The sequence below is a fragment of the Enterococcus sp. B2E4 genome (assembly GCF_030499455.1).
In the GTDB taxonomy this organism is placed as follows: Bacteria; Bacillota; Bacilli; order Lactobacillales; family Enterococcaceae; genus Enterococcus_D; species Enterococcus_D casseliflavus.
Genome location: NZ_JAUKPK010000005.1, coordinates 449,460 through 474,854, shown reverse-complemented (window position 1 = coordinate 474,854; position 25,395 = coordinate 449,460). Strand labels below are relative to the sequence as shown.

Below are 25,395 nucleotides of genomic sequence, written 5' to 3'. Positions count from 1 at the left end.
TGGTCTTGTTCTCCTTATTCATCAAAGGTAGGAATGTCTTCTGGTTGCGGCTCGATCAAGACTTTCCGTGGCTTGCTGCCTTCAGAAGGGCCAACGACACCTTGATCTTCTAATTCATCCACTAACCGAGCCGCTCGGTTATAGCCGATGCGAAAACGTCGCTGCAAGAGAGAAACGCTGGCGGTCTGCATTTCCACCACAAGGGCTTTGGCATCTTCGAATAGCTCATCTTGCGGTTGTCCGCTGCTGCCGGTACTCGTTTCTTCCTCAGTAACCATCATTTTTTCTTCATAATTGGCTTCTTGCTGATCGGTCACGAATTCAACCACTCGTTCGACTTCTTGGTCGGAGATAAAGGCCCCTTGGACCCGAATCGGTTTGTTCTCACCCATCGGCAGATACAGCATGTCGCCGCGTCCCAGCAGTTTTTCGGCTCCGTTCCCATCAATGATGGTCCGCGAATCGACACCGCTGGAAACAGCAAACGCCATCCGTGATGGAACATTGGCTTTGATGATCCCTGTAATGACATCCACACTTGGTCGTTGCGTTGCTAGGATCATATGGATACCTGCTGCCCGTGCCATTTGCGCCAAACGAATGATGGCATCTTCGACTTCGTTGCTGGCAACCATCATCAAGTCGGCTAACTCATCGACGATCACTACAATGAATGGCAAGATCGGACGATTTTCGCCGTCTTCTAAATTCTTATTGATCACTAAATCGTTGTAGCCAGTAATGTTTCGGACCCCAGTTGCCGCAAATTTTTCGTAGCGCTCTTCCATTTCCTTGACCACTTTTTGCAACGCTTGCGCCGCTTTGCGGGGATTGGTCACGACAGGTGTCAAGAGATGGGGAATCCCATTGTAAACATTTAATTCAACCATTTTCGGGTCGATCATCATCAGTTTGACTTCATGGGGTTTTGCCCGCATCAAAATACTGGTGATGATGCCGTTGATGGCTACGGACTTCCCGCTCCCGGTCGATCCAGCAATCAAGAGATGGGGCATTTTCGTTAAGTCTGCCGTTTGGACACGGCCAGAAATATCGCGTCCTAAAGGTACTTCTAATAGTTTATCTGGATGATCCGGTTGGGCTTCGATCACTTCTCGGAATGAAACCATGCTGACTGCACTGTTTGGAACTTCGATCCCAATCAATGATTTCCCTGGGATCGGCGCTTCCATCCGCACATCTTTGGCAGCTAAGGCCAAGGCGATATCGTCGGTCAACCCGACGATTTTGCTTACTTTGACCCCTACTGCTGGTTGAACTTCGAATTTGGTTACTGCTGGTCCTAAGCTGGCTTTGACGACTTTTGCATCAACACCGAAGCTTTGGAAGGTGGTTTCTAACACACCGATATTTTGTTCGATCTTTTTGTACTCGCTGCTTTGATCCGTTGAAGGGATCGAATCGAGTAATTGCGCTGAAGGCAATTCATAATCACGATTTTCAGCTTCTTCCGAAATCTCAAATTCCAATACTTCACCATCATCATCGAGGATCTCCCCGTCTTCATTGACCTTTTTGCTTGGTCCTGGTTTGTTTCCTGCTGGATGTGGTGCTTGAGCGGCCTCTGGTCCCGCCGCTTGCGGCAATTCCTGGAAGTGGTCGATGGGTACAAAGCTCAGCTGCTCTGGTTCAAAATCAGCTGGCGCTTGCATCTGTTGTTCTTTTGCTGATTTTTCGTCTTCTGTCATTGGTCGGACTTGATTCTTTTCTTTGATCTCCGCCATGACTGCTGCTCGTTCGGCTTCTTTTTTGGCTTCTTTCGCAGCTTGTTTCTCTGCTGCTCGTTCCGCTTTGCGGGCTTCTCGTTCGGCTTGCTTTTCTGGAGAGCCTTCTAACAACCGCTGCAGCTTGTCACCAGCTGCTTGCAGGTGCTCGACTAACTCGTGGCTGCTCATTTGGCTGAACAAGAACGCCCCAATCATCATGAGTAAAACAGCGATGATGTAGCTGCCGATCTGGGAAACAAGAAAATAGGTCGACCCATAGAGCATGGCGCCAATCATTCCGCCCCCGACATTTTGGGTCACTTGGCTGCGCCGAATATCGCCTAACAGCGTCATCCACGTCGTTTGGAAGATATTGGCTTGTTCTCCCACCACATTACTAAAGATTTGCGCATGGAGGATGATCAGTAAACCAAAATACACCAATACACAGCCAATCACTCGCCGAATACTCTTAAAGCGAGCATCGGTCGTTTTGATCGCTAACCAGACACCATAAGCGGCTAGGGCAACACTCAAAAATTGGTACGTGTTTCCGCCAACGATCCGAAACCCGTTGGCAATCAAGGTTCCTAAAAAACCTAAATGGAAAAAGCCAAATATCGAAAACAAGACAAAGAGCAGGCCGACGCCGACCAGCATTAATTTCTCTTGCTGTTTTTGTTGTTTTTTTGTTTTGCGTTTCTTTGCGCGTTTTTTTTGCGCCATTTCTATCCCTCTTTTCATCTTTCCCTATTATAACGAAAAAAGAAGGCGAACAAAAGTTTTCCTGTGAGAAATTTTGGTTAGCTGTTGGAATTTAAGGAAAAAAGAGGATGTCTGCCAGATATAGCAGTGATCATCCTCTTTTTAGCTGCTGCACAAATTCAGCGACTGTATAGACAATCAGTCCCGATGATTCAAAATCAGCGGTATTGGTCGTTACTAGACTGTCGATTTGATTTCGCTTCGCACAAGCTGCTAAAACAGCATCCTCAAAATCTGTCATTGTTGAATCAAGCGCCTGAACGCAATCTGCTTCCGTAACTGTTAAGACGGTATGCACTTGGATCAGTTTTTTGACTTCCCTCCGAGCATCGACTCCTGCTGCTCCATCGAGAATATAGAAAAGATCCGTTAAGGTACTTGCCGTAATCACGCCCTCGCAAAGTCCATAAATGGAACTGTTGTATATCTGTTTGATGGCTTCTTGATGGCTTTTAGACCCTCTTCCTAATAAATAGTCAAGGATCACATTGGTGTCAATCACGACTCGTTTGGCTTTGTATTTGGTCATGCTTATTTTATTCTCCCAGATATTTTTTCCTACGCCGTTCGTTTCTTACTTTTTTGATGTCCACAACGTCAGGTGTTTCAAATGAATCTGCTAAAATGCCTTGCAAAGAATCGACTAAACGAAGTTTCTCCTCTGGGGACAACTCTCCTACTGACTGCTTTTCTGTAATAACTAACTGTTTTTTTCCATTGACTTCTTCTGCCAGTTCCATTTCTAGTTCAGAACCTACCTGGAGATCCAATTTCCGAATCATTTTCTTAGACAAGCGAACCCCCTGTCCATTGCCCCACTTAATCAAATGAGCGGTCTCTTTATAATGTTCCACTCGGCTCCCCCCTCTTTATCGGATTTTCCTTACTACCGATCATTATAACATGAGCACGCATATGTATACACAAGTATATACTTCAATCGTTCCTTCTTTCCTTAAATACGCAAAAGAAATGAATGTAAAAAAAACACCAGCTGCTAAGCAGCCAGTGTATCTTGTTGACTTGTTTTAGTTTGGTGTGACATCTTCGCCAAACCACTTTTCAGAGATTTCAGCAAAGGTGCCATTGTCTTGCAATTCTTTCAAGCCATCATTGATTTTATCTGCCATGGCTTGATCGTCTTTACGCACACCTACAGCAAAATCTTCTGCTTCAAAGGGGCTTTCGATTTCGTTGAAGTCATCGGTTTTGCCTGTTTGAGTCAAATAATATTCTGCGTAGACGCGGTCGATCAAAAGACCGTCGATCCGACCGTTTTCTAGATCGATAAAGGCTTCATTAAAGCTAGCATACAAGGTTGCGTCATTGCCGTCTACGAGATCCTTCAAAACTTCCGGTTGGTTGTTGAAGGTCTCATAACCAGAAGAACCTTCTTGGGCACCTAAGACTTTGCCCTCCATATCATCAAAGCTAGTAATGCCGCTGGCTTTTGCTGTGACTAAGACTTGTTTGTTTTCCATATAAGTATCTGTAAACAATACTTTTTCTTCACGAGCTGCGGTTTTGGTATACCCGTTCCAGATCATATCGATGGTGCCATTGCTTAGTTCGGTTTCTTTCATGGACCAATCGATTGGTTGAAATTTGACTTTGGTTCCTGTTAGATCCAAAATCGCTGTGGCTAAATCCACATCAAACCCAACGATGTTGCCTTGGTCGTCTTTAAAGCCCATCGGTACGAAGGTATCGTCTAGGCCGACGATCACTTCTTCTTTGTCAGCGGCACTGGTTGTGGTGTCATTGCTGCTGCCACACGCCCCTAATAAAAATACACTTGCTGCTGCGATTCCCGTCAATAGTAATTTTTTCATTTTGTTCTCCCCCTTATTCTCCTGCTACTTTTAATAATTGATCACCGATATTTTCGGCAAAAACCAAATCATGGGTCACCACGATCTGGGTCACTCCTTCTTTTTTCAGATCCAAGATCAGCTGTTCGACTTGCTGTCTCAAGCCTGGATCTAAGGCGCTGGTAGGCTCGTCATAGGCCAACACTTTGGGATTCATCGCCATCGCTCGTGCGATAGCCACCCGTTGCCGCTGCCCCCCGGACAATTGGAAGGGATATTGGGCTAGTAGGTCACTTAACCCTAGTTTTTCTGCCAACTGTTCGGCTTTTGCTGTATACGCGGCCTTGTCTTGTTTTAGCACCATTTTTGGCGCCAAAGTGATGTTTTCAAAAACTGACAAGTGCGGAAACAATTGGAAGTCTTGGAAGACGACACCGACGACTTGTTCTTGTTCTTTTGTGTCGGTGGGATCAAAGGCTTTGCCATCCAGTAAAAAGCTTCCAGAATCGATCGTTTCTAAACCAGCCAGTGTCCGAAGCAAGGTGGTTTTCCCGCCACCGGAAGGACCGACCACCGCTAAGATACTGCCGTCTTCGATCGTCAAGTCTAGCTGATCGATGACTTTTTTAGCGCCAAATGACTTTGATACTTGTTTTAGTTCTAACATATGTGGTTCCTCCTAACGGTAATAGTCCAGTTTGGTCTCGATTTGTTTTAACAATAACGTAAAGACGCCTGTCATCACCAAGTAAATCAAGCCGACCCCAACTAACGGAAGCAAGGTACTGTCTCGCTCCATGGCGATTTTCCCGATTCGCATCACGTCTGACAATCCTAAGATGTAAACGAGGGATGTGTCTTTGACAAGATTGATGACTTCATTGCCGACAGATGGCAGGGTGATCTTGACGACTTGTGGGATGATAATTTTTTGGATCGTTTGGATCGGGGACAAACGCAAGACTTTCGCGGCTTCGTATTGTCCGGCTGGAATCGATTGGATCCCTCCACGGAAAATCTCGGCAAAATAAGCAGCGTAATTGATAATAAAGGCGATCAAGGCTGCTTCAAAGCGGTCAAAGACGATCCCTAAGATCGGCAGACCGTAGAATACGAAGATCAGCTGTAGCAATAAAGGCGTTCCTCGCATCAACCAAACGTAGACTTGCACGATCAATTTCAAAATACGCAGGCGACTGGCTAAAACAAAGGCCAACAAGATGCCTAAGGGAATGGACCCGATTAAGGTCAGTGCGAACAATTTAACGGTGATTCCAGTTCCTGAAATTAGTTGGGGCATAACATTGACTAAATACTCAAACATGGTGACTTCCTCCTTGATAGGTTTCAATTTCGATTGGCAGCGATACAGCTTCGCGACGGTTTGCTCCGACGCTTATGTGACGCTGGGCGTTGGCTGGTGAGGGGCAACTGGCAAGTTTCATTTTTCTAAAAAAGAAAAACAAAAAAAGCGCACACTGGCATTTGCCAGAGGACGCTTGATACGTGGTTCCACCTCAATTTGCCTTTCCTTCACAGGAAAAGGCCTCGTGCAGTCCTTGTGATCCTTCCACTTTCGGTTTTCGGTGAGATGCAAAAAAAGAGAAAAAAAACGTCCCCTAGCCATTACAGCTAAAGGACGTTATCAACGCGGTTCCACCTTTGTTTATCAGTGCTTCACAGCAACTGAACTCAGAAAGTCATCAATCAATGACTGCTGCTGTAACGGGCAAACCCGGTCTCTCCTACTTTTCTTTCGGAAAAACGACTCCAAGATGTGTTTCACAACCATGCGTTATCTCTTTGCACCAACCAGAGACTCTCTTCAAACAGCAAGCCTTGCTACTCTTCTTTTCGATGTCTGTTTCATTAAGTTGTGTCTTACTTTACTCGCTCTTAAAGAAAATGTCAAACATTTTTTCTGAAATTTTCGAAACTTTGTCGCATGCACCGGTTTCGAGGGGAAGATTTAGGGAAAAGAAGACGCAGCTGCTTAACCGAAGTACGCTTCAGCTAAGGCTTGCCCTTGCTTGATTTTTGCCCATTGCTGCTCAGTCGAAAGCTCATTGCCGCAGTCACAAGAGGCAAAGCCGCATTGATGAGAAAGATAAAGCCGCTCCTTAGGAATGATTTGGCTGGCTTTGTCTAATAAAGCGATCACTCGCTCTTCATCGTCTAATGTGGCGGTTTTGCTGGATAATAAGCCTAAGACAACTTCCACTTCTGGACGATCTTTCAGCGCTTCTAAAGCCGAGATATCACCAGCACGGTCATCGTCCCACTCTAGGAAAAAGCGGTCATAATGCTGATCACGCAAGAATTTTTCGGCGATCGCTTTGTAAGTACCGCTGGCTGCCGCGCGGCTTTGGTAATTGCCGCGACAATTGTGGGTCCAGACTTTTAATCCTAATTCGTGGGCGTAGTCAGCGACTTCGTTGTTGATCGCCACGAATTCATCGGCTAACGCTTCTAAGCCGTCATTGCCTTGGGTGAAGAAGCTCTTGTCATTGTCTTCGGCAAATAATTCCCATAAACAATCATCGAACTGAACGATTTCACCACCTGCTTCTCGGTATTCCTGCAAGAATTCTTTGTAGGCGTTAAGCAGCCCTTCCCGCAAGGCTTCTTTCGTTGGATACACCTGACCTTCACCAACGAGGTCGTTAAAGACAGTCAGCTCGGTAAAGGCGTGGGCAGCCCCCCAGACGGTGATTTTGACTGGCAGGTCGCCAGCTTGGCGTTTGGTTTCTTTAAACAACGTCAAGTAATGATGGTTTTTGCCAGATAATGGTTCTGTGATTCGGATGCCGATGTCTTTACGTGTCTCAAAATGTCCACCGTCCAAATCTTCAAAGGCATACCCATGATCGGAGATATAGCGCTCAACGCCTTTTAATCCCCAAAGAAAATCCAGGTGCCACATTGAGCGGCCGTGTTCGCCGTCTGTGATGACTGTGATGCCGTGTTCTTTTTGCGCTGCAATGATGTCAGCGATCGCTTTTGCTTCCGTTTCTTGGTAGCCAGGAAACGCATCATAAAACGGGTAGCGGATATCCTCCCGATGCTCGATTTGATTTTTGTAGTCCAATAAATCTTGTGGTCGTAACAATGACCCCACAAGCTGAAATTTGTCTGTTGCCATATCCATTCCTCCTATACAAAGTTTTCAAAATTGTTAGATTTATTCTAGCAAACATCTTATACTATAGATAATACTTATAAACTTATATATTCCATAGGCAATACCTATAACATAAAAAGGAGGTTGTATCCCATGCGTATCCAGCAGCTTGAATATTTGGAAAAAATCGTAGAAACTGGCTCTTTCAATGAAGCCGCCAAACAGCTTTTCATCAGTCAGCCCTCCCTCTCTCAAGCCATGAAAGAGTTGGAAAAAGAGTATGATCTGCAGCTGTTTTACCGCAGTAAATTAGGGGTGACTTTGACCGATGATGGCCGTTCCTTTCTCAACTATGCTCGAAATGTTTTAGACCAAGTCAATCTCTTGGACGAACGCTTTCGCAAAGACAGCCATCGCAAGCATGTTTTCAGTGTTTCCGCACAACACTATGCCTTCGTCGTCCACGCCTTCGTGGAACTGGTCAAACAGTTAGGGGAAGATGAATTTCAATTCACCTTGCGGGAGACCCAGACACAAAATGTACTGGATGATATCCAGACGTTTAAGAGCGAATTGGGGGTCATTTATCTGAATGATTTCAACACGACGGTCTTGACCCGTTTGATCCACGAAAAAGACCTGCAATTCATTCCTTTATTTGAAGCCAAACCCCACGTCTTCATCGGCCGAGAAAATCCCCTGACTCAGAAAAAAAGCATCACATTAGCTGATTTGGAACCATATACCTATCTGTCGTACGAACAAGGGGAAACCAATTCCTTCTACTTTTCTGAAGAGATCTTAAGCACTTTACAGCGCAAAAAACACATCCGCATCAGCGATCGTGCCACGATCTTCAATTTGATGGTGGGTCTCAACGGCTATACCATCAGCTCTGGGATCATCAGCAGTGAGCTGAATGATGAAAAAATCGTTGCGATCCCTTTGGAAGTCGATGATGCGATGACACTAGGTTACCTCAAACACAAGAAAATGGAACTGAGTGAGATGGCTTTGGACTATCTCGCCTTGTTGAAGCAGCATATCAAAAACTACGGTTTCGACGTCTTTTAAAAAAACGATCCGCAGACAGTCGGTCGGGCTTCCTTAGTAAGGTGTCCCGACCCTGTTGCGGATCGTTTTGTTTCTTTTGTGCTTTTTTTGTTCTTAAACTGTCTTACGTTGGCGTTGTGGAGAATAAATCAACGCAATGGTTTCCATTCCCACTCTTCGACTTCGGCGATATCATAGCCGTTTTCTCGAATAAAGTCATGGTGATACGCAACGGTGTCTGCCATTTTTTGGGCAAAGTCCGTTGCTTTTTCTCCATAGACCCATTCGGCGGCGTCTTTGGCTAAGTGGAAGCGATCCAATTCAGAAAGGATCCGCATATCAAACGGTGTCGTGATGTCGCCATTTTCTCGGTACCCATGAATATGAAGCTGTTGGTTGCGACGGCCAAAGAAGATGTCGCGAATCAGTCCTTCATACCCGTGGAAAGCAAACACGATCGGTTTGTCTTTCGTAAAGTAGGCTTCGAATGCTTCATCGCTCAACCCACGAGGATCGACTTCTGGACGACGCAATTTCAATAGATCAACCACATTGATGAAGCGGACTTTCAACTCTGGGAAGGCTTCAATCAGCAACGAAACAGCAGCTAAAGCTTCCAAATTCGGTTCCGTCCCAGCAGCTGCGATCACAATATCGGGTTCTTGTCCTTCATCTGTCGATGCCCAGTCGATGACTTTCAAGCCATCTTTGACAAGCACTTTCGCTTCATCCGCCGAATAAAACTGCGGACGTGGGTGTTTTGAAGAGACCACTAGATTGATCTTTTCTTCAGAAGCGAGCGTTTCTGCCATGACAGCCATCAAGCTATTGGCATCGGCTGGTAAGTAGACCCGCACAAAGTCGGCTTTTTTCTCTGCAATATGGGTCATGATCCCTGGATCTTGGTGGGTGTACCCATTATGGTCTTGTTGGAAGACCGTTGATGAAGCGATCAAATTCAATGAGGGGTACGGGTTGCGCCAGTCAAGATCATGGGCTTTTCGTAACCATTTGAAGTGTTGCGTGATCATAGAATCAACGACTCTTAAGAATGACTCGTAGCTGGCAAAGAAGCCATGACGACCCGTCAGCACATAGCCTTCCAAGAAGCCTTCTGCTTGATGCTCTGATAATTGTGAATCAATCACACGGCCCACTGAAGACAGCCATTCATCATAATCAGGATGTTTTGGCTCCAACCATTGGCGGTCCGTGACTTCAAACACATGGTTCAACCGATTAGATTTGGCTTCATCTGGGCCAAAAATGCGGAAGTTGTCAGGATTTTCTTTGATGATGTCACGAGCAAATTTCCCAAAGACCATCATGTCTTGGGCAGTCGTTTCCCCTGGTGTCTCGATCGCAATGGCATGTGCTTGCCAATCTGGCAAGCGTAGCGGTTGCGGATCGATCCCCCCATTGGTGATTGGGTTGACCGCCATCCGCTGCTCTCCTTTTGGTGCCAATTCTTGAATCTCAGCTTTGATGCGGCCGTTTTCGTCAAAAAGCTCTTCTGGACGATAAGACTGCAGCCAATCCGTCAAAGCATCCACGTGTTCCATATGTTTCGCATTGACAGGGATCGGCACTTGGTGGGCACGGAAGCCCCCTTCAATCGGCTCGCCATCCCAGACTTTCGGTCCAGTCCAGCCTTTCGGTGTGCGAACGATCAAAACAGGCCAATGAGGCATAGCGGCTTCTTCCGCAGAACCTTTGCGGGCTTCTGCTTGGATCGCGTGGATCTGTTCGATGGCTTGATCCATTTTCTGTGCCAATTGCGGATGAACGGCTTCTGGATCGTCCCCTTCTACGAAATAAGGGGTCCAACCCATGCCTTCAAAATATTTCGTGAGATCTTGGTCACTTTTACGAGCCAAAATCGTTGGATTGGCAATCTTGGCGCCATTCAAATGCAAGATAGGCAAAATTGCGCCATCATTGACTGGATTAATAAAGGTATTTGAAAACCAGCTGCCCGCTAATGGTCCAGTTTCGGCTTCGCCATCACCGACCACTACTGCTGCAATGACATCGGGATTGTCTAAAATAGCTCCGGTAGCGTGGGCGATGGAATAGCCTAGCTCGCCGCCTTCATGGATCGAACCTGGCGTTTCAGGTGCCGCATGAGAAGCGATCCCACCTGGGAAAGAGAAGGTTTTGAATAGATGTTTCATTCCTGCTTCGTCTTGGGTGGCTTTTGGATAGATCTCGCTGTAGCTGCCGTCTAAATAAGCATTCGCAACCATGACTTGTCCGCCATGGCCTGGTCCTTCGATATAAAACATGTTTAAGTCGTACTTATTGATGACGCGATTGAGATGGGTGTAAATAAAATTTTGCCCTGCAATCGTTCCCCAGTGACCAATCGGATTCACTTTCAAATCTTTTTCTTCGATGGGGCGGCGCAATAAGGGATTGTCTTTCAAATAAATCTGACCAACGGAAAGGTAGTTGGCTGCTCGCCACCAAGCGTTCATTTTCTGATAATACTCTGGTGTATCGTAGGTTGTCTTCATTGTGCTCCTCCTTTTAGTCCATTGTTCCACTCTTACATAAAAGTCTATGCCCCCTATATTTAAAAGTCAATTTTGCTGATTGCTGGTGCTTTCAGGGGTCTGCTTATCCGCACTTTGCAGCTAGAAGGCAAGAAAGCTTAAGAAAAACGCAAAGAAACCGCCGACCATCGCCAACGGTTTCTTTTGTGATTGGGTACTTATTTGATCGTTACGTATTCTAATCCCACAAGCTTCGCCCATGTTTCGATCTGATCAGAATTTAGGACAAGTGAGACAACGGTGTGATGGCCACCGCCTGTTTCGATCCACTGTTTGACGCCATCGTGGAAGTTTGGTTTTGGTGTCCACATTACTCGTGCAACCGGTAGTTTTGGTGCTTCTTCAGTTGGCTCAAAGGCATCGACTTCATTGATCAATAATTTGTAGTGGGTGCCAAAGTCGGCCATCGAAACCACGACACCTTCGCCGCCTTGGCCGTCAAAGACGAGTCGGGCTGGGTCTTCACGATCCCCCATCGACAATGGCGAAACCACGATTTTTGGTTTGTTGGCTGCTAATACTGGATCGACTTCCATCATGTGGGATTGCAAGATGGCTTCTTTTCCTGGTGTCAGCTCATAGGTATAGTCTTCCATAAAGCCAGTCGCTTTATTGTGGGCCATGATTTTCATCAAGCGGTCAATAGCGGCGGTTTTCCAGTCCCCTTCACCAGCAAACCCATAGCCTTCTGCCATCAAACGTTGTACAGCTAAACCAGGCAACTGCTGCATACCATATAGGTCTTCAAAGTTCGTGGTAAATGCCGTATAGCCGCCTGCTTCAAGGAAGCGGCGCAGACCGATTTCTTGTTTGGCTTGGGCTTTGACATGACGTGCCCATTCTTCTTTGTCGTAATCGCCATAATCGAAATCATACAGCTGGCTGTATTCTTCAAAGAGTGCATCGACTTCTTCGTCAGTCACCGCATCGACGACTTGAACCAAATCGCCGATCCCAAAATAATCAACGGTCCAGCCAAATTGGATCTGTGCTTCGACTTTATCGCCTTCGGTCACCCCAACGTTACGCATGTTGTCGCCAAAACGAGCGACTTTGATTTGGAAGCTTTCATTGTAGCCGACTGCCACGTCCATCCAAGCAGCGATTTCTTTTTGGATGGCTTCATTTTTCCAATAGCCGACAACGATTTTGTTTTGCTTTTTCAAACGGGCATTGATAAATCCATATTCTCGGTCACCATGAGCCGCTTGGTTCAAGTTCATGAAGTCCATATCGATGGTTTCCCATGGAATTTGTTCATTGTATTGAGTGGCAAGGTGCAGCAATGGTTTTTGTAATAATTTCGTGCCGCGAATCCACATTTTTGCTGGTGAGAAGGTATGCATCCAGGTGATCACCCCAGCGACTTCATCCCGATAGTTGACTTCTTTCATGATTTTCGTAATCGTATCGGCAGTAACAGCGAGTTCTTGTAAAACGACTGGATAAGGCAGCTTTGAGCTGTCATTTAAGCTTTTGACCATTTCTTCTGCATGGTCCCGTACTTCTTGTAATGCTTCTTCTCCGTATAAGTGCTGTGATCCTACGACGAACCAAAATTCTTTTTTCCCGATTTCTAACATTCTACTTGCTCCTTTTTCGTTATTTTTGCCCGTAATAGGCATTTTCTCCATGTTTGCGTAAATAATGTTTGTCTAAGACCCGCTGCGGCAATTCGGGTGCGTAACTGTTCAGCTGACGCGTGATAAAATTCATCTTAGCAACTTCTTCTAAGACCACTGCGTTCATCACCGCCGCATCCGCCGTTTTGCCCCAGGTAAACGGTCCATGACCGTGAAGCAAGACACCAGGAATTTCTTCTGGCGTGATGCCGCGTTCCTTAAAGGTTTCGACGATCACCTGTCCTGTTTGTGCTTCATAGCCTTCATCGATCTCGGCTTGCGTCAAAAAGCGCGCACATGGGACTGCTCCATAAAACGTATCGGCATGGGTCGTGCCCATCGCTGGCAGATCGAGTCCTGCCTGAGCCCAGCTCGTCGCCCAAGTAGAATGGGTATGGACTATTCCACCAATTTCTGGAAATGCTTTGTATAAAACGGCATGCGTTGGCGTATCGGAGGAAGGATTTTTCCCTCCTTCCACTACGTTGCCCTCAAAATCACAAACCACCATATCACTGGCTTGCATGGTTTCATAGTCAACACCGCTAGGTTTGATGACAAACAATTGCTGTTGGCGATCCACTGCTGACACATTGCCCCAGGTGTATTTGATCAATCCTTGCTTCGGCAATGCCAAATTGGCCTGAAAGACTTCTTCTTTTAATCCTTCTAACACAAAATTCCCTTCTTTCTTTTTAAATCAACGCATCGATTGCCGCTTGCTCGATCGGCAACCCTGCTTGGTAACGTTGGGTAAAGACGGTGAACCCCTGAATGTCGGCTTCTGTCGGGGCTAAGGTCACGCCGTGGTCATTTTTAAACACTTGATCTGCTAAGAATGCTGCCAAGGATTGTTCTGGCGTATGACGGCGAAGGTACGCTGCTAAAAGGGCGATCCCCCAGGCGCCGCCTTCACCAGCCGTTTCCATGACCGTGACTGGGGCTTCCATGACAGCTGCCAAGACACGTTGGGCAACTTCTGGCGTTTTGAAGATCCCACCGTGACCAACGATTCGATCAATCGCGACGTCTTCAGCTTCCAGAATCTTCATCCCGATCTTCATCGCACCAAAGGCACTAAACAGATGTAAGCGCATGAAATTTGCTAAAGTAAAAGAACTCTCTGGCGATCGGACGAAAAGCGGCCGTCCTTCAGGGATCTTAGTGATATTTTCACCAGAATAATAGCCATAAGAAAGCATCCCGCCACAGTCTGAATCCCCTTTCAATGCTTCGTTGAATAAGGTCGTAAACAATTCTTCCGTGGAGAGTTTCATTCCAGCTGCGTCGGCAAATTCGCGGAAAAGTTTGACCCAGGCATTGATCTCCGAGGTACAGTTATTCGTATGGACCATCCCCACCAAATCACCAGAAGGCGTCGTGACCAAATCGATCTCTGGATACACTTTAGTTAAGGGTTCTTCTAAGACGATCATGGCAAAAGCAGACGTACCGGCTGAAACATTCCCGCTTCGCTGTGCCACACTATTCGTGGCAACCATGCCAGTGCCCGCATCGCCTTCTGGCGGACATAACGGGATGCCAGCTTGCAAAGTACCAGTTGGGTCGAGTTTTTTTGCGCCTGCTGCCGTTAATGTGCCGGCTGGTTCGCCTGCTGTCAACACTTGTGGCAAAAGGTCTTTGATCTGCCAAGGATACCCCTGACTGCTGATTTGTGCATCAAATTGCTGCAGCATATTCGCATCATAGTTTTTTGTCGTACTGTCGATTGGGAACATCCCTGATGCATCGCCGATTCCGATAACTTTTTCCCCTGTCAGCTGCCAATGGACATAGCCGGCTAAGGTAGTGAAAAAAGCAACCTCTGGGACGTGGGCTTCTTGATTCAAAATCGCTTGATACAAATGCGCGATACTCCAACGCTGCGGGATGTTGTATTGGAACAATGCCGTCAAGGCTTTTTCTGCTTCTTCCGTGATCGCATTGCGCCATGTCCGAAAAGGTACCAACAGCGTGCCTTGCTGATCAAAAGCCATATAGCCGTGCATCATTGCAGAAAAACCGATACTGCCGATCGTCGTCAAAGGTACCTCAAATTGCTGTTGGATGTTGTGCGCCAACTCTTGGTAGCTGGCTTGCAGTCCTTGCCAAATCGCCTCTAGTGAGTAGGTCCAAATCCCTTGCTCCAATTGATTTTCCCATTCAAAGCTACCTGAAGCGATCGTCTGAAACTGCTCATCGATCAAGACAGCTTTGATCCGTGTCGAGCCTAGCTCGATCCCAAGAGACGTGCGCCCGTCAATAATTGCTTGCCTTACTTGTTGCGTCATCTTCTTATTCTCCTTTTTGGTTATTGACTGAACCGCGAACGATCAGCTCCGGTTCAAAATAAAAGCGTTGCGCTTCTGTTGCCTTACCTGTAGTGATCCATTGTGCCGCCAATTCCCCCATCGCTTCTTTCGGGTGAGTCAGTGTGGTGATCGTCGGTGTGGACAAGGTGCTAAGAGGCGAGTCATCGTTACCCACGATCGAAAAATCAGTAGGAACGTTCTTCCCAGCAGCCGTCAATGCTTGAATCAAGCGATGCGCGATCTCATCGTTGTAACAAACGATGCCTGTAACTTGATTATCGGCAGCCGTCAAGCGCTGGATCGCTTGTTCAATAACGGCTTCTTTCGTCTCGGTCGTATACGTCAAGACGTCTTCTGCTGCAAACGTCCGCTTGGCTTGGGTCAATGCTTTGACAAACCCTTTCATCCGATATTTCCCTTGTAAGTCATCGATTTTCGTGATCATCATCAACTGTTGATGCTGTTGTTCTAATAAATAATTGGTTGCTAAAAAACCAGAACGTATATCGTTGACACAAATATGCGGCAAGTCTAGTTCTTCATAATAGGCATTGATCATGACGAGAGGAATCCCGGCTTCTTGGAGGGCGACATAATAGGCAAGATTCGGGTTGTACTGGCTGCTCTTCGTTGGTTCAACGATCAACCCGTCTACCCCTTGATCCATCATTTGCTGCAAGCACGCTCTTTCTTGCTCATGGTCATTGTTGGTTGATCCTAGAAGCAGTGAATAGCCTTGCTCCCGCAATGTCTGCTCTACGCCGCGCATGATCGAAGGGAAAATATAATCAGACAAATAGGTCATGATGATCCCAATCGTTTTGCGGTTTTTATGATTGACAGTCTCAGGTTTTGAAACGTAGGTGCCTGAGCCCCGTTCTTTTCTTAAATAGCCTTCATTGACCAAAACAGCGATCGCTTGGCGTACCGTGTGACGGCTATAATGAAATTCTTCCTGTAAGGTTGCTTCTGAAGGGATCGCATCGCCTTCTTGATAGGTGCCTAAGCGGATCTTCTCTCTTAAGATATCCGCAAGTTGTCCGTACTTATTCGCCATTTTAATCCCATCTTTCAAAAGTTGTCCGTACATCTAAGATACCAAGAAACCGCTTCCGTGTCAATTGCTGCTATGGCTTTTTTTCTAAAAAAACCTAACGAAAAGAAGGCAAATGATAAATTCCCCTTATTTTCATCAGAATAAAACGAATCGAAATGATATTTGTTATATAATTGTAGAAAATGTTGCTTATTACGTTTAAGGAGGTAAGTATTTTGACGAGAACACCTAATGAAACCTACGAGGAACCCATTATTTTGTATTCAAAAAAATATCGAGAAAATCGCAAACATGATGCCAGCTGTCGTTGGCTCATTACGAAAAAAGGCGTCTGGATAAACAACACCCATCCGAAAATCCCAGATGAAAAGATCCCCATGGCAAAAATTGCCGATGTGGAATTACATATAGGCAAAGGTCTCTTAGTGGACTACCTCCGACTGCAGGTACCAGGTAATTCTCAATTGCTCTATTTCACCAATCGAATCGATGCTCAAAAAGCCTATGAATTTTTAACGGATCATTTGGCAGCACTTGGTGGGCAATCAGCCAAAAGTTACGTGGATGAAGAGGCTGGAAAAATCAAATTACTTTCCTATCATTATCGTGATGCTTGGGTCATTTCAGAAGATACCCTCACAATCATCGATTACAAGAAGAAAGCGAAACAGGTTCTGCAGATTCCACAAATCACCAGTGTCAATCTGAAAGAAGTTGCTGAATCAGGTCTTTGGAAAGGCAATGGCTTTTTAGAATTGTATATTGGCGGCGGAGCGATCAGAGAAACCCATTCCTTCAGACGAATGGAACCGAATCACTCTCTTTGCTTTGCCGAAAAAGACCTGGTGATTGCTCGGATCATACAGCGCTACCTCACCAACTTCCCTCGGGAGCGGTCGGTCCCGTTAACGAACCCATCGCCGCCGCCAGCTGCGAAGCCGACGGAAGCGCTCATTGCTGAACTACGTGAACTAAAAGTGTTGGTCGACGAAGGAATTTTGACTGAAGAAGAATTTGCATTCAAGAAAAAACAACTGTTGGGATTATAGAAGCAATCGCTTCGGAGAAAAAAGCCGCCCTCCTGCCATGAGAAGACAGAGCTTTCGGTGAAGGGCTGTGCTTTTTTCCTGGGAAAATTTTGAACGGTTTTTTTAGAACATGCTATACTAATTGAAGAATACGTAGAGTATCTCAAAGGAGGTCTTTCTCATTTTTTCTTTTAATGACATCAAAGCACGTTTCCCCCAGGCAACGTTGCATGACAAAGTTGCCACAACGAAGGATATCGAATCCATCGCCTTCGGCAAAAAATATATTTGGCTGCCAACTGACCAATTAAGTGACAGTGAAAAATTGCTGATCCAACTGGGAAACGGCTCTTTGCAACCAGAAATCGATAACCGAAACCATCCATGGTATCCGATTTTATTTGAACATCAGCCCGTTCAAGAGCCAGAGTGGATTCGCCTGCTGCAAGTTCATTTCACCCGAACCATCGACTCTTTGCAATCCGAATGGCTCGCAGAGATTCAGCAAATGCTCCCTAGCGTGGTGGATCTTTTTTTCCTCACCGAAGACCATGCAGTGATCGTAGAAAAACAAGATGGTGCCAATTTGCCCATCGAAGATCTCAACGGCTTATTCGTCGCTTTGGATATGGATTTCGACTGCTATTCCCAGCTGTTCGTCGGTCCCTTCCATCATCCACGCCACGATTTCACTGCCTTATGGGCAAGTGAGTCTAGCCTGTTCAAAAATGAGTTAAAAACGAAAACCACCAGTAAAAGTATGGATCTGCCCAAAGTGGTCTTCTCTCTTTTTCGCAACGGCTTTTCCGAGTATATTTCCTTGTTTCGTACCTTGTATCTAGATTGGTTTGAAGAAGAGACCGAAACGATCATTCAATCCCTGTGGCGCAATCAAGGCAATGCAAGCTCCACAGCCAAAGAACTGTTCATGCATCGGAATTCTCTCCTATATAAGATCGATAAGTTTCAAACACTGACGCGCTTAAATTTAAAAAATATGGATGATCTGCTGCTTTGCTATTTATTGATCGATCAGTTCACCCATCAGAGCAATTAAACAACATGCACAAGAAAACGTTTTTTTCTTGTGCATGTTTCCGTTGCACCTTCGAAGCGTTTTCATTTATGATGTTCATGTAAACTAAATGGAAAGAGGTAATCCCAATGGTAGAAATGGCCTTAAAAAATATCCACAAAAAATATGATAATAATGATGCGTATTCGGTAACTGATTTTAATTTAGATATCGCAGATCGCGAATTCATCGTTTTCGTTGGACCTTCTGGTTGCGGAAAATCAACAACGCTTCGAATGATCGCTGGTTTAGAAGATATTTCTGAAGGCGAATTGAGCATCGGTGGAAAAGTAATGAACGATGTGGCACCAAAAGACCGCGACATCGCGATGGTTTTCCAGAACTACGCATTGTATCCCCATATGACTGTTTTCAACAACATGGCATTTGGTTTGAAATTGCGTAAATACGACAAAGAAGAAATTAAAAAACGGGTAGAAAATGCCGCTGAGATCTTAGGATTGACAGAATACTTAGATCGTAAACCAGCTGCCCTTTCAGGTGGTCAGCGTCAACGGGTTGCCCTAGGCCGTGCCATCGTCCGTGATGCCAAAGTCTTCTTGATGGATGAGCCGTTGTCAAACTTAGATGCGAAATTGCGGGTTGCCATGCGTGCGGAAATCGCAAAATTACACCAACGTTTAGAAACAACGACGATCTATGTAACCCATGACCAAACAGAAGCGATGACCATGGCTGACCGGATCGTTATCATGAAAGATGGCTTCATTCAACAAATCGGTTCACCAAAAGAAGTCTACAATACACCGAAAAATATTTTCGTTGCCGGCTTTATCGGTTCACCAGCAATGAACTTCTTCAATGTTACGTTGAAAAACGGTATGATCTCTGATGGACAAAGCTTGAACTTACGTATTCCTGAAGGCAAGAACAAGATTCTTGTGGAAAAAGGGTATGAAGGCAAACAATTAGTCTTTGGTATTCGTCCAGAAGATATTCACAGTGAACAAATCGCATTGGAAGCTTCTCCTGAAGCAACTGTACGTGCCGAAGTAGTCGTATCTGAATTATTAGGTGCAGAAACGATGCTTTATACACGCGTAGGTGCGACTGAATTTATTTCGAAAGTTGATGCTCGTGACTTCCACCGTCCAGGTGAAACAGTTGATTTGGCTTTCAACATCAACAAAGCACACTTCTTCGACAAAGATTCAGAAAATGTCATCACACTTCCTTAATTTGTAGTTACCATGCACTGTTCTCGGATTTGCCCCCTAGGCAGTCGCATTTAACTAATATCCACTTTTATTCCTTATTTGTATCCCCCAAAAACAGACAGTCAGCAGACTGTCTGTTTTTGGGTTTCGTTGTGTTTCCTACGAAACGCTTAGTTACGAACGAGAAACCAGAAGCGGTGTAATCCGCTCATTTCCCGCCCACAACCACGATGCTTTAAGTACGTGAAACACTCGCCCATCACTTGCCTTTAGACAGCATACGCGTGGTGTCAGCTTCGTCCTCTTCCCCCTCAACTTCTCTTTTGTTTGTCTATGATGCGATGTCCTAAACACGAGAAAACGAACCAACGGGCTTGCCACGCATTGCTGCTTAAGAGGGGCTTTCTTGGCTAGTGTAGGCAGAAAAGCACCACAAAAAGAGTAGTGCTTGTGGGGGATGACAAGCACTACTCTGGGGAGCCTATTCAACTGCTGACCACCTAGCTTTTTGCCAAGCTGCTGGTTAGCGATCGTTTTGCAAGAGGGTCAGGCTGTCTGCAAGGACAGCTTCGCCATCTAACAACTCGTAATCTGTTTCTTTGATCAATTTATAAGGCACCGCTTTGACCATGAGAAAGTCTTTCAATCGATTGACTTCGTACTTCGACTGCGGACCGATCAGCAAGGCATCGACAGTCTGCTGTTGCAGGATCTGTTCAGCAATGATGGCTGGTGCCGAATAGATATGCACGGCTAATCCTTTTTCATCTGCAGCCCGCTGCATGTTTTTCACTAAGAGACCCGTAGTGATACCTGCGGTACAAATCAATAAAATCGTCTTTTGTGCTTGTTCCTCCATAAACAGGCCCTCCTACGATATTTTCTTTTTCTTATTGTAGATATCCAACACGACGGCCAGAAGCAAAATCAACCCTTTGATGGCTTGCTGCCAATCGACACCGACTCCTAAGATCGACATCCCATTGTTTAAGACACCCATCACGAGCCCACCAACGATCGCACCCATCACAGTACCAATACCGCCTGAGGTGGAAGCACCGCCGAAATACACTGCGGCCATTGCATCTAATTCCATTGACGTTCCTGCTTGCGGGGTGGCTGCGTTCAACCGAGCGGCTAAAACCAAGCCCGCCAAAGCTGCCATCATCCCCATGTTCACGAAGACCCAGAAGGTGATTTTCTTCGTCTTGATCCCAGAAAGTTCGGCTGCTTTTTTGTTGCCGCCGGTTGCATAGATTTGACGACCAGCAACGGTTTTGTTAGTCAAAAAGCCATAAGCAGCCACGATCACCCCTAAGACGATCAAAATGATCGGATACCCTTGATAAGAGGCAAAGATATAGGTAGCGCCGAGAAATACGACCGCAGTAAAGACGGCTTTAAAGGCAAAGGCTGCCATTGATTCCACTTCAAAAAGATTTTTTTTGCGACGCTCACGGGTCCGCCATTGGCCTAAAATCAGGATGCCCGTGATCACTACACCTAAAATCATGGAAAGTAAATGGATCTGACCGCCTGCAATATCTGGCAAATACCCAGTAGAAATTTGTTGGAATGCCTTGGGAAACGGCGCCAATGATTGACCCCCTAAGACGACTTGGGTCAGTCCTCGAAACATCAGTAAACCAGACAAGGTCACGATAAATGCTGGGATACCGACATACGCGACCCAGAACCCTTGCCAGGCACCGATCACTGCGCCCATCAGTAAGCAAAGAGGCACTGCCAGCCAAGGACTGATGCCGTTATTGACCATTAAGACGCCTGCAATCGCACCGACAAACGCCATCACGGACCCTACGGATAAATCAACGTGTCCTAACAAGACGACCAAGAGCATACCAGCTGCCAAAACGAGAATATGACTGTTTTGCAACACGAGGTTGGTGATATTCAGCGGCCGCCAGAAAATCCCGTCGGTCATGAGCTGAAAGGCCACCAGCAGCACTGCTAAGATAATGATCATACTGTATTTGCTAAAGATTTCCAGTGCCTTTTCTTTCAGCGAATGGCTGCGTTCTTTTTTTAATTTATTGGTTGTTTCCATCTCAAACCCCACTCTCTTCTAATGTCATTAGATTCATCAATCGTTCTTGGTCCGCCTCTTCCCGCAGGACCTCGCCAGTGAAGCGGCCTTCGTTCATCGTATAGATTCGGTCACACATGCCTAATAGTTCTGGCAGCTCCGAGGAGATGATGCAAATGGCTTTGCCAGCTGCTGCCATCTCTTCGATGATCGTATAGATTTCGTATTTCGCCCCGACATCGATCCCACGGGTCGGTTCATCTAAAAATAAGATGTCTGGTGTGGTCATCAGCCATTTTGCCAAAACGACCTTTTGCTGATTCCCGCCGCTCAAGCTGCCGACGTTTTGATAGATCGAATTGGTTTTCGTCCGCATTTTTTTGCGGAATTCTTCAGCCATCGTGACTTCTTTTTCTTTATCGATGACCCCTTGGCGGCTGATTTTGGCAAGACTAGCAATGGTGGTATTCTCGCGAATATCCATCAGCAGATTCAAGCCCAGCGCTTTTCGATCTTCCGACACATAGGCTAACCCATTTTTGATGGCGGTTGGCACGTCTTTGACAGAAATCGGTTGGCCGTCTTTATAGACTTCCCCCGAAATCGAACTGCCGTAGGAATGACCGAAGACACTCATGGCAAACTCAGTCCGTCCCGCCCCCATCAAACCAGCGATGCCGATGATCTCTCCTTTGCGGATCATCAAGTTCAAATTCTCATTCACCACACGGGTATGGTCGATTGGATGATGGACCGTCCAATTTTTGACTTCAAAAAAAGGTTCACCAATAGTGGGGTTCCGCTCGGGGTAGCGATTGGTCAAATCTCGCCCAACCATGCCGCGAATGATGCGCTCTTCAGAGATTTCGGCACCACTCAGCGTCTCGATCGTTTGCCCGTCACGTAAAATCGTGATGCGATCCGCCACATTGACGATTTCATTCAACTTGTGAGAGATGATGATCGAGGTGATCCCTTGGTTGCGGAACTCTTTGATCAGCTCTAACAGATTGGCACTTTCTTCTTCATTCAACGCCGCGGTTGGCTCATCTAAAATCAACAATCGGACGGATTTTGAAAATGCTTTGGCAATTTCCACCAGCTGTTGATGCCCGACACCGATTTGTGAAACCAGCGTATTCGGGTCTAATTTCAAGCCAACGATCTTTAAGAGGTTGTCTGTTTTCTTTTCGGTCAGATCCCAATCAATGATGCCGTGTTTGGCTTGTTCGTTTCCTAGAAAGATATTTTCTTTGATCGACAGGTAAGGACTTAATGCTAACTCTTGATGAATAATAACGATTCCTTTGTCCTCACTGTCCCGCAAATCTTTGAACTTGCATAACTCCCCTTCATAATAGATCTCTCCGTCATAGCTGCCGTAAGGATAGAGTCCGCTTAAGACATTCATCAGCGTGGACTTGCCAGCGCCATTTTCTCCACACAGTGCGTGGATCTCTCCTCGCTCGATCGAGAGGTTGACGTTATCAAGGGCGCGAACCCCTGAAAACTCTTTGACGATGCCTTTCATCATCAAAATATTATCTGCCATGTTCTTTCACCCTTTTCCTTTTTATGTAAAAGTGGTGCGCTGCCTTTGTAAGAAAAGCGGAAAGAACGAATAGTGGGGATGATTCGTTCTTCCCTACTGCTTTCGGGGAAACTAGTATCTTTTCTCGCTGGATCAGCGCTTCTTGCTTAAATGCCTAGCTCTTCTTCTGTATAGTAATCGGTATCGATCAGTTCTTCTTTGTAGTTATCGCTATCCACAGAAACGGGATTTGACAAGTAGGTTGGTACGACTTTGACGCCATTGTCATAGGTTTCCGTATCGTTGACTGGCACTTCCTCGCCATTGGTGATAGCTTCGATCATTTCGATCGTGTTTTTCGCCAACACCCGTGTATCTTTGAAAATCGTTTGGGTCTGTTCGCCCGCGATGATCGATTTCACCCCTGCCACCGTCGCATCTTGACCGGTAATCACAGGTAGTGGTTTATCGGAAGAACCATAGCCAACGCCTTTAAGCGATGAAATGATTCCTAGGCTGATTGGATCATAAGGTGAAAGAACGGCATCCAATGTTTGATCCGTATAGTTGGCACTCAACAAGTTGTCCATCCGAGCTTGCGCAGTTGAACCATCCCAACGCAAAGTAGCGATTTGGTTGAAGTTGGTTTGACCAGAAGGAACGACTAGCTGTCCGCTGTCAAAGTATTGTTGGAAGACCGAAAGGACCCCATTATAATTGATCAGTGCATTGTTATCATCTGGAGAGCCGCCGAATAATTCAATGTTAAATGGTCCTTCACCGTCTTTGAGACCCAATTTGTCTTCAATATAAGACGCTTGCAGCACGCCGACTCCAAAATTATCAAAGGTGGCATAATAATCGACGTATTCCGAGTTCATCAGTAAACGGTCATAGGCGATGACTGTGATATCTTCGTTATGGGCTTTTTCCAACACGTCTGTCAGTGCCGAACCATCGATCGAGGCGATCACTAAAGTATCAACGCCTTTGGTGATCATATTCTCAATTTGTGCCACTTGGTTTTCTACTTTGTCTTCTCCATATTGCAGGTCAGTTTTATAGCCGAGCTTCTCTAATTCTTCTACCATGTTGTCGCCATCTGCGATCCACCGTTCTGCCGATTTGGTCGGCATCGCGATCCCAACAAATCCTTTGTCTCCGTCACCGTTTGCCCCGCTGTCTGATCCATTCCCACAAGCTGCTAACAATCCGCCAACCAATAAGGTGGATGCTAGGACGACCAATTTACCAAAAGTACCTTTCATTGTGATCCCTCCATGTCTTTTTCTTACATTCTCAGTATAGCCAGTTAAGGAATCGCTTACATTTAGATTTTTTCGAGGTTTCTTGGATTTCTTGAGAAAAAACGACTCAGTTGCCCCCATTTCTTTTCGTAATCTTGGATTTTTTAAGATTCCCTTGGTTTTTATTTGATTTGATATTTTGTGTAAAGCGCTTCCGTATTTTTTAGTAGAATAGACCATAGAGGTGAAAAAAATGAGGAATATAAAAATTGGGTTACTCGTTTGGTTGTGTTTGTCTTTCTTGGCTGGTTGCCAAGCAGTCAAAGAAACGACCGCTGAAACATCGGAAGAAAGTATCGTGATCGGTTTTTCTCAATCGGGAACAGAAAGCAGCTGGCGCAAGCGCCACACCGAATCGATTCGCACTGAATTAGAGAAGGAAGGCTATGAAGTGCTCTATCGTAACGGCTATATGAATCAAGAACGTCAGATTCAAGATATCCGCAGTTTTATCGTGTATCAAGTCGATGCCATCGTCTTTACCCCGATTCAGGAAAACAATTGGGAACCGATTTTGGAAGAAGCTGCGCAAGCGGGGATTCCCGTTTTCGTGGTGGACCGTCATGTCAACGTCAGCGATCCCTCCTTGTTTCTGACTCATATCGGGCCAAGCTTCAAAGCCGAGGGCAATCGTGCAGGTCTCTACGTCAGCAATTATTATAAAGAACATCAAAATGAAACGATCAATGTTTTAGAATTGACGGGACTGGATGCTACTTCTCCGACGTATTTGCGCTCAGAAGGGTTCCGAGAAACCATCAAGCGTGATTATGCCCACAACAATGTAACGATCCAAGTCAAAGATGAGCTAAATGGTGACTTCATTCGCCGCAAAGGCAAAGAAGTCATTGAACAATACATCGCAGAAGGCAAAATGGAGCAGATCGATGTCTTGTTCAGTCACAATGACGAGATGACTCTTGGCGCTCTTGAAGCCCTCGAAAAAACCGATATTGAGCCAGGGAAGGATTTGGTGATCGTATCGATCGATGCCCAAAAAGAAATGATCGACAAATTGAAGCAAGGGATCGTCAATTGTGTCGTTGAATGCAACCCAGACGCTGGTGTGTTCGTCAAAAATGCCATCTCGCGCTACTTGGCTCGCGGCGCCGATGCCATTCCTCGTGAAATCTATGTCCATGAAACAGTTTTTTCCAGTGATATGGACTTTGATCAAATTCCACCGAGAAATTATTGAGGAGACGA

General features: G+C 45.8%; 21 protein-coding genes and 1 other annotated feature. Of the genes, 5 read left to right on the top strand and 16 right to left on the bottom strand.

Annotated elements, in window-relative coordinates; all coding sequences use genetic code 11:
* Positions 1-14: 14 nt before the first annotated feature.
* The 7 genes from Q1X33_RS06310 to Q1X33_RS06280 all read right to left on the bottom strand — a co-directional run bounded on the left by Q1X33_RS06310 (position 15) and on the right by Q1X33_RS06280 (position 7,451).
* Positions 15-2,453 carry a DNA translocase FtsK gene (locus Q1X33_RS06310; protein ID WP_301969586.1) on the bottom strand — a complete coding sequence of 813 codons (2,439 nt, stop codon included), beginning with the start codon at positions 2,451-2,453 and terminating at the stop codon, positions 15-17.
* Positions 2,454-2,583: 130 nt separating this feature from the next.
* Complete coding sequence (locus Q1X33_RS06305; protein ID WP_005227275.1) at positions 2,584-3,021, bottom strand: PIN domain-containing protein; 438 nt, start codon at positions 3,019-3,021, stop codon at positions 2,584-2,586.
* A gap of 7 nt (positions 3,022-3,028) precedes the next feature.
* The gene (locus Q1X33_RS06300) at positions 3,029-3,346 is read right to left on the bottom strand and encodes a hypothetical protein (protein ID WP_005227274.1); all 318 of its coding nucleotides are present in this window, start codon (positions 3,344-3,346) and stop codon (positions 3,029-3,031) included.
* Between the two features lie 174 nt (positions 3,347-3,520).
* Complete coding sequence (locus Q1X33_RS06295; RefSeq protein WP_005227273.1) at positions 3,521-4,324, bottom strand: amino acid ABC transporter substrate-binding protein; 804 nt, start codon at positions 4,322-4,324, stop codon at positions 3,521-3,523.
* 13 nt (positions 4,325-4,337) lie between these two features.
* The gene (locus Q1X33_RS06290; RefSeq protein WP_005227272.1) at positions 4,338-4,970 is read right to left on the bottom strand and encodes an amino acid ABC transporter ATP-binding protein; all 633 of its coding nucleotides are present in this window, start codon (positions 4,968-4,970) and stop codon (positions 4,338-4,340) included.
* Between the two features lie 12 nt (positions 4,971-4,982).
* A complete protein-coding gene (locus Q1X33_RS06285) occupies positions 4,983-5,627 on the bottom strand; it encodes an amino acid ABC transporter permease (protein WP_010748717.1) in 645 nt (214 codons plus the stop codon).
* Between the two features lie 308 nt (positions 5,628-5,935).
* Positions 5,936-6,170, bottom strand: a binding site (T-box leader).
* Positions 6,171-6,296: 126 nt separating this feature from the next.
* A complete protein-coding gene (locus Q1X33_RS06280) occupies positions 6,297-7,451 on the bottom strand; it encodes a cobalamin-independent methionine synthase II family protein (protein ID WP_005227269.1) in 1,155 nt (384 codons plus the stop codon).
* A 126-nt stretch (positions 7,452-7,577) separates the two neighbouring features.
* Between Q1X33_RS06280 and Q1X33_RS06275 the strand changes: the two genes are divergently transcribed.
* Positions 7,578-8,498, top strand: coding sequence for a LysR family transcriptional regulator (locus Q1X33_RS06275; protein ID WP_005227268.1), 921 nt, complete (start codon positions 7,578-7,580; stop codon positions 8,496-8,498).
* 128 nt (positions 8,499-8,626) lie between these two features.
* On the opposite strand, the gene Q1X33_RS06270 is transcribed toward Q1X33_RS06275, so the two are convergent.
* The 5 genes from Q1X33_RS06270 to Q1X33_RS06250 form a co-directional block, all read right to left on the bottom strand.
* The gene (locus tag Q1X33_RS06270) at positions 8,627-10,993 is read right to left on the bottom strand and encodes a phosphoketolase (protein WP_005227267.1); all 2,367 of its coding nucleotides are present in this window, start codon (positions 10,991-10,993) and stop codon (positions 8,627-8,629) included.
* Positions 10,994-11,190: 197 nt separating this feature from the next.
* Positions 11,191-12,615: an L-arabinose isomerase gene (araA, locus tag Q1X33_RS06265; RefSeq protein WP_005227266.1), complete on the bottom strand. Its 1,425-nt coding sequence runs from the start codon at positions 12,613-12,615 to the stop codon at positions 11,191-11,193.
* Positions 12,616-12,634: 19 nt separating this feature from the next.
* Positions 12,635-13,330: an L-ribulose-5-phosphate 4-epimerase gene (locus Q1X33_RS06260; RefSeq protein ID WP_005227265.1), complete on the bottom strand. Its 696-nt coding sequence runs from the start codon at positions 13,328-13,330 to the stop codon at positions 12,635-12,637.
* A 19-nt stretch (positions 13,331-13,349) separates the two neighbouring features.
* Positions 13,350-14,945 (bottom strand): xylulokinase, encoded by a 1,596-nt coding sequence (locus Q1X33_RS06255; protein ID WP_005227264.1) that lies wholly within the window; start codon positions 14,943-14,945, stop codon positions 13,350-13,352.
* 4 nt (positions 14,946-14,949) lie between these two features.
* On the bottom strand, positions 14,950-16,023 hold the full coding sequence (locus Q1X33_RS06250; protein WP_034868844.1) for a GntR family transcriptional regulator: 1,074 nt from the start codon (positions 16,021-16,023) through the stop codon (positions 14,950-14,952).
* A gap of 182 nt (positions 16,024-16,205) precedes the next feature.
* Here Q1X33_RS06250 and Q1X33_RS06245 point away from each other — a divergent pair, with 182 nt between their 5' ends.
* The 3 genes from Q1X33_RS06245 (at position 16,206) to Q1X33_RS06235 (ending at position 19,325) form a co-directional block, all read left to right on the top strand.
* Entirely contained in the window at positions 16,206-17,072 is an 867-nt protein-coding gene (locus Q1X33_RS06245; RefSeq protein WP_005227262.1) for an SHOCT domain-containing protein, read from the top strand.
* Between the two features lie 205 nt (positions 17,073-17,277).
* Positions 17,278-18,108, top strand: a complete 831-nt coding sequence (locus Q1X33_RS06240) for a helix-turn-helix domain-containing protein (RefSeq protein ID WP_005227261.1) — start codon at positions 17,278-17,280, stop codon at positions 18,106-18,108.
* A gap of 107 nt (positions 18,109-18,215) precedes the next feature.
* A complete protein-coding gene (locus tag Q1X33_RS06235) occupies positions 18,216-19,325 on the top strand; it encodes an ABC transporter ATP-binding protein (protein ID WP_005227260.1) in 1,110 nt (369 codons plus the stop codon).
* Positions 19,326-19,827: 502 nt separating this feature from the next.
* Here Q1X33_RS06235 and Q1X33_RS06230 read toward each other — a convergent pair.
* The 4 genes from Q1X33_RS06230 to chvE form a co-directional block, all read right to left on the bottom strand.
* Entirely contained in the window at positions 19,828-20,163 is a 336-nt protein-coding gene (locus Q1X33_RS06230) for a PTS sugar transporter subunit IIB (protein WP_010748708.1), read from the bottom strand.
* A 12-nt stretch (positions 20,164-20,175) separates the two neighbouring features.
* Positions 20,176-21,372 (bottom strand): multiple monosaccharide ABC transporter permease, encoded by a 1,197-nt coding sequence (gene mmsB, locus Q1X33_RS06225; protein ID WP_005227258.1) that lies wholly within the window; start codon positions 21,370-21,372, stop codon positions 20,176-20,178.
* Position 21,373: 1 nt separating this feature from the next.
* Positions 21,374-22,903 (bottom strand): multiple monosaccharide ABC transporter ATP-binding protein, encoded by a 1,530-nt coding sequence (gene mmsA, locus Q1X33_RS06220; protein WP_005231476.1) that lies wholly within the window; start codon positions 22,901-22,903, stop codon positions 21,374-21,376.
* A 146-nt stretch (positions 22,904-23,049) separates the two neighbouring features.
* Positions 23,050-24,150: a multiple monosaccharide ABC transporter substrate-binding protein gene (gene chvE, locus Q1X33_RS06215; RefSeq protein ID WP_005231478.1), complete on the bottom strand. Its 1,101-nt coding sequence runs from the start codon at positions 24,148-24,150 to the stop codon at positions 23,050-23,052.
* A 232-nt stretch (positions 24,151-24,382) separates the two neighbouring features.
* Between chvE and Q1X33_RS06210 the strand changes: the two genes are divergently transcribed.
* Positions 24,383-25,387: an ABC transporter substrate-binding protein gene (locus Q1X33_RS06210; protein ID WP_005227255.1), complete on the top strand. Its 1,005-nt coding sequence runs from the start codon at positions 24,383-24,385 to the stop codon at positions 25,385-25,387.
* Positions 25,388-25,395: the final 8 nt, after the last annotated feature.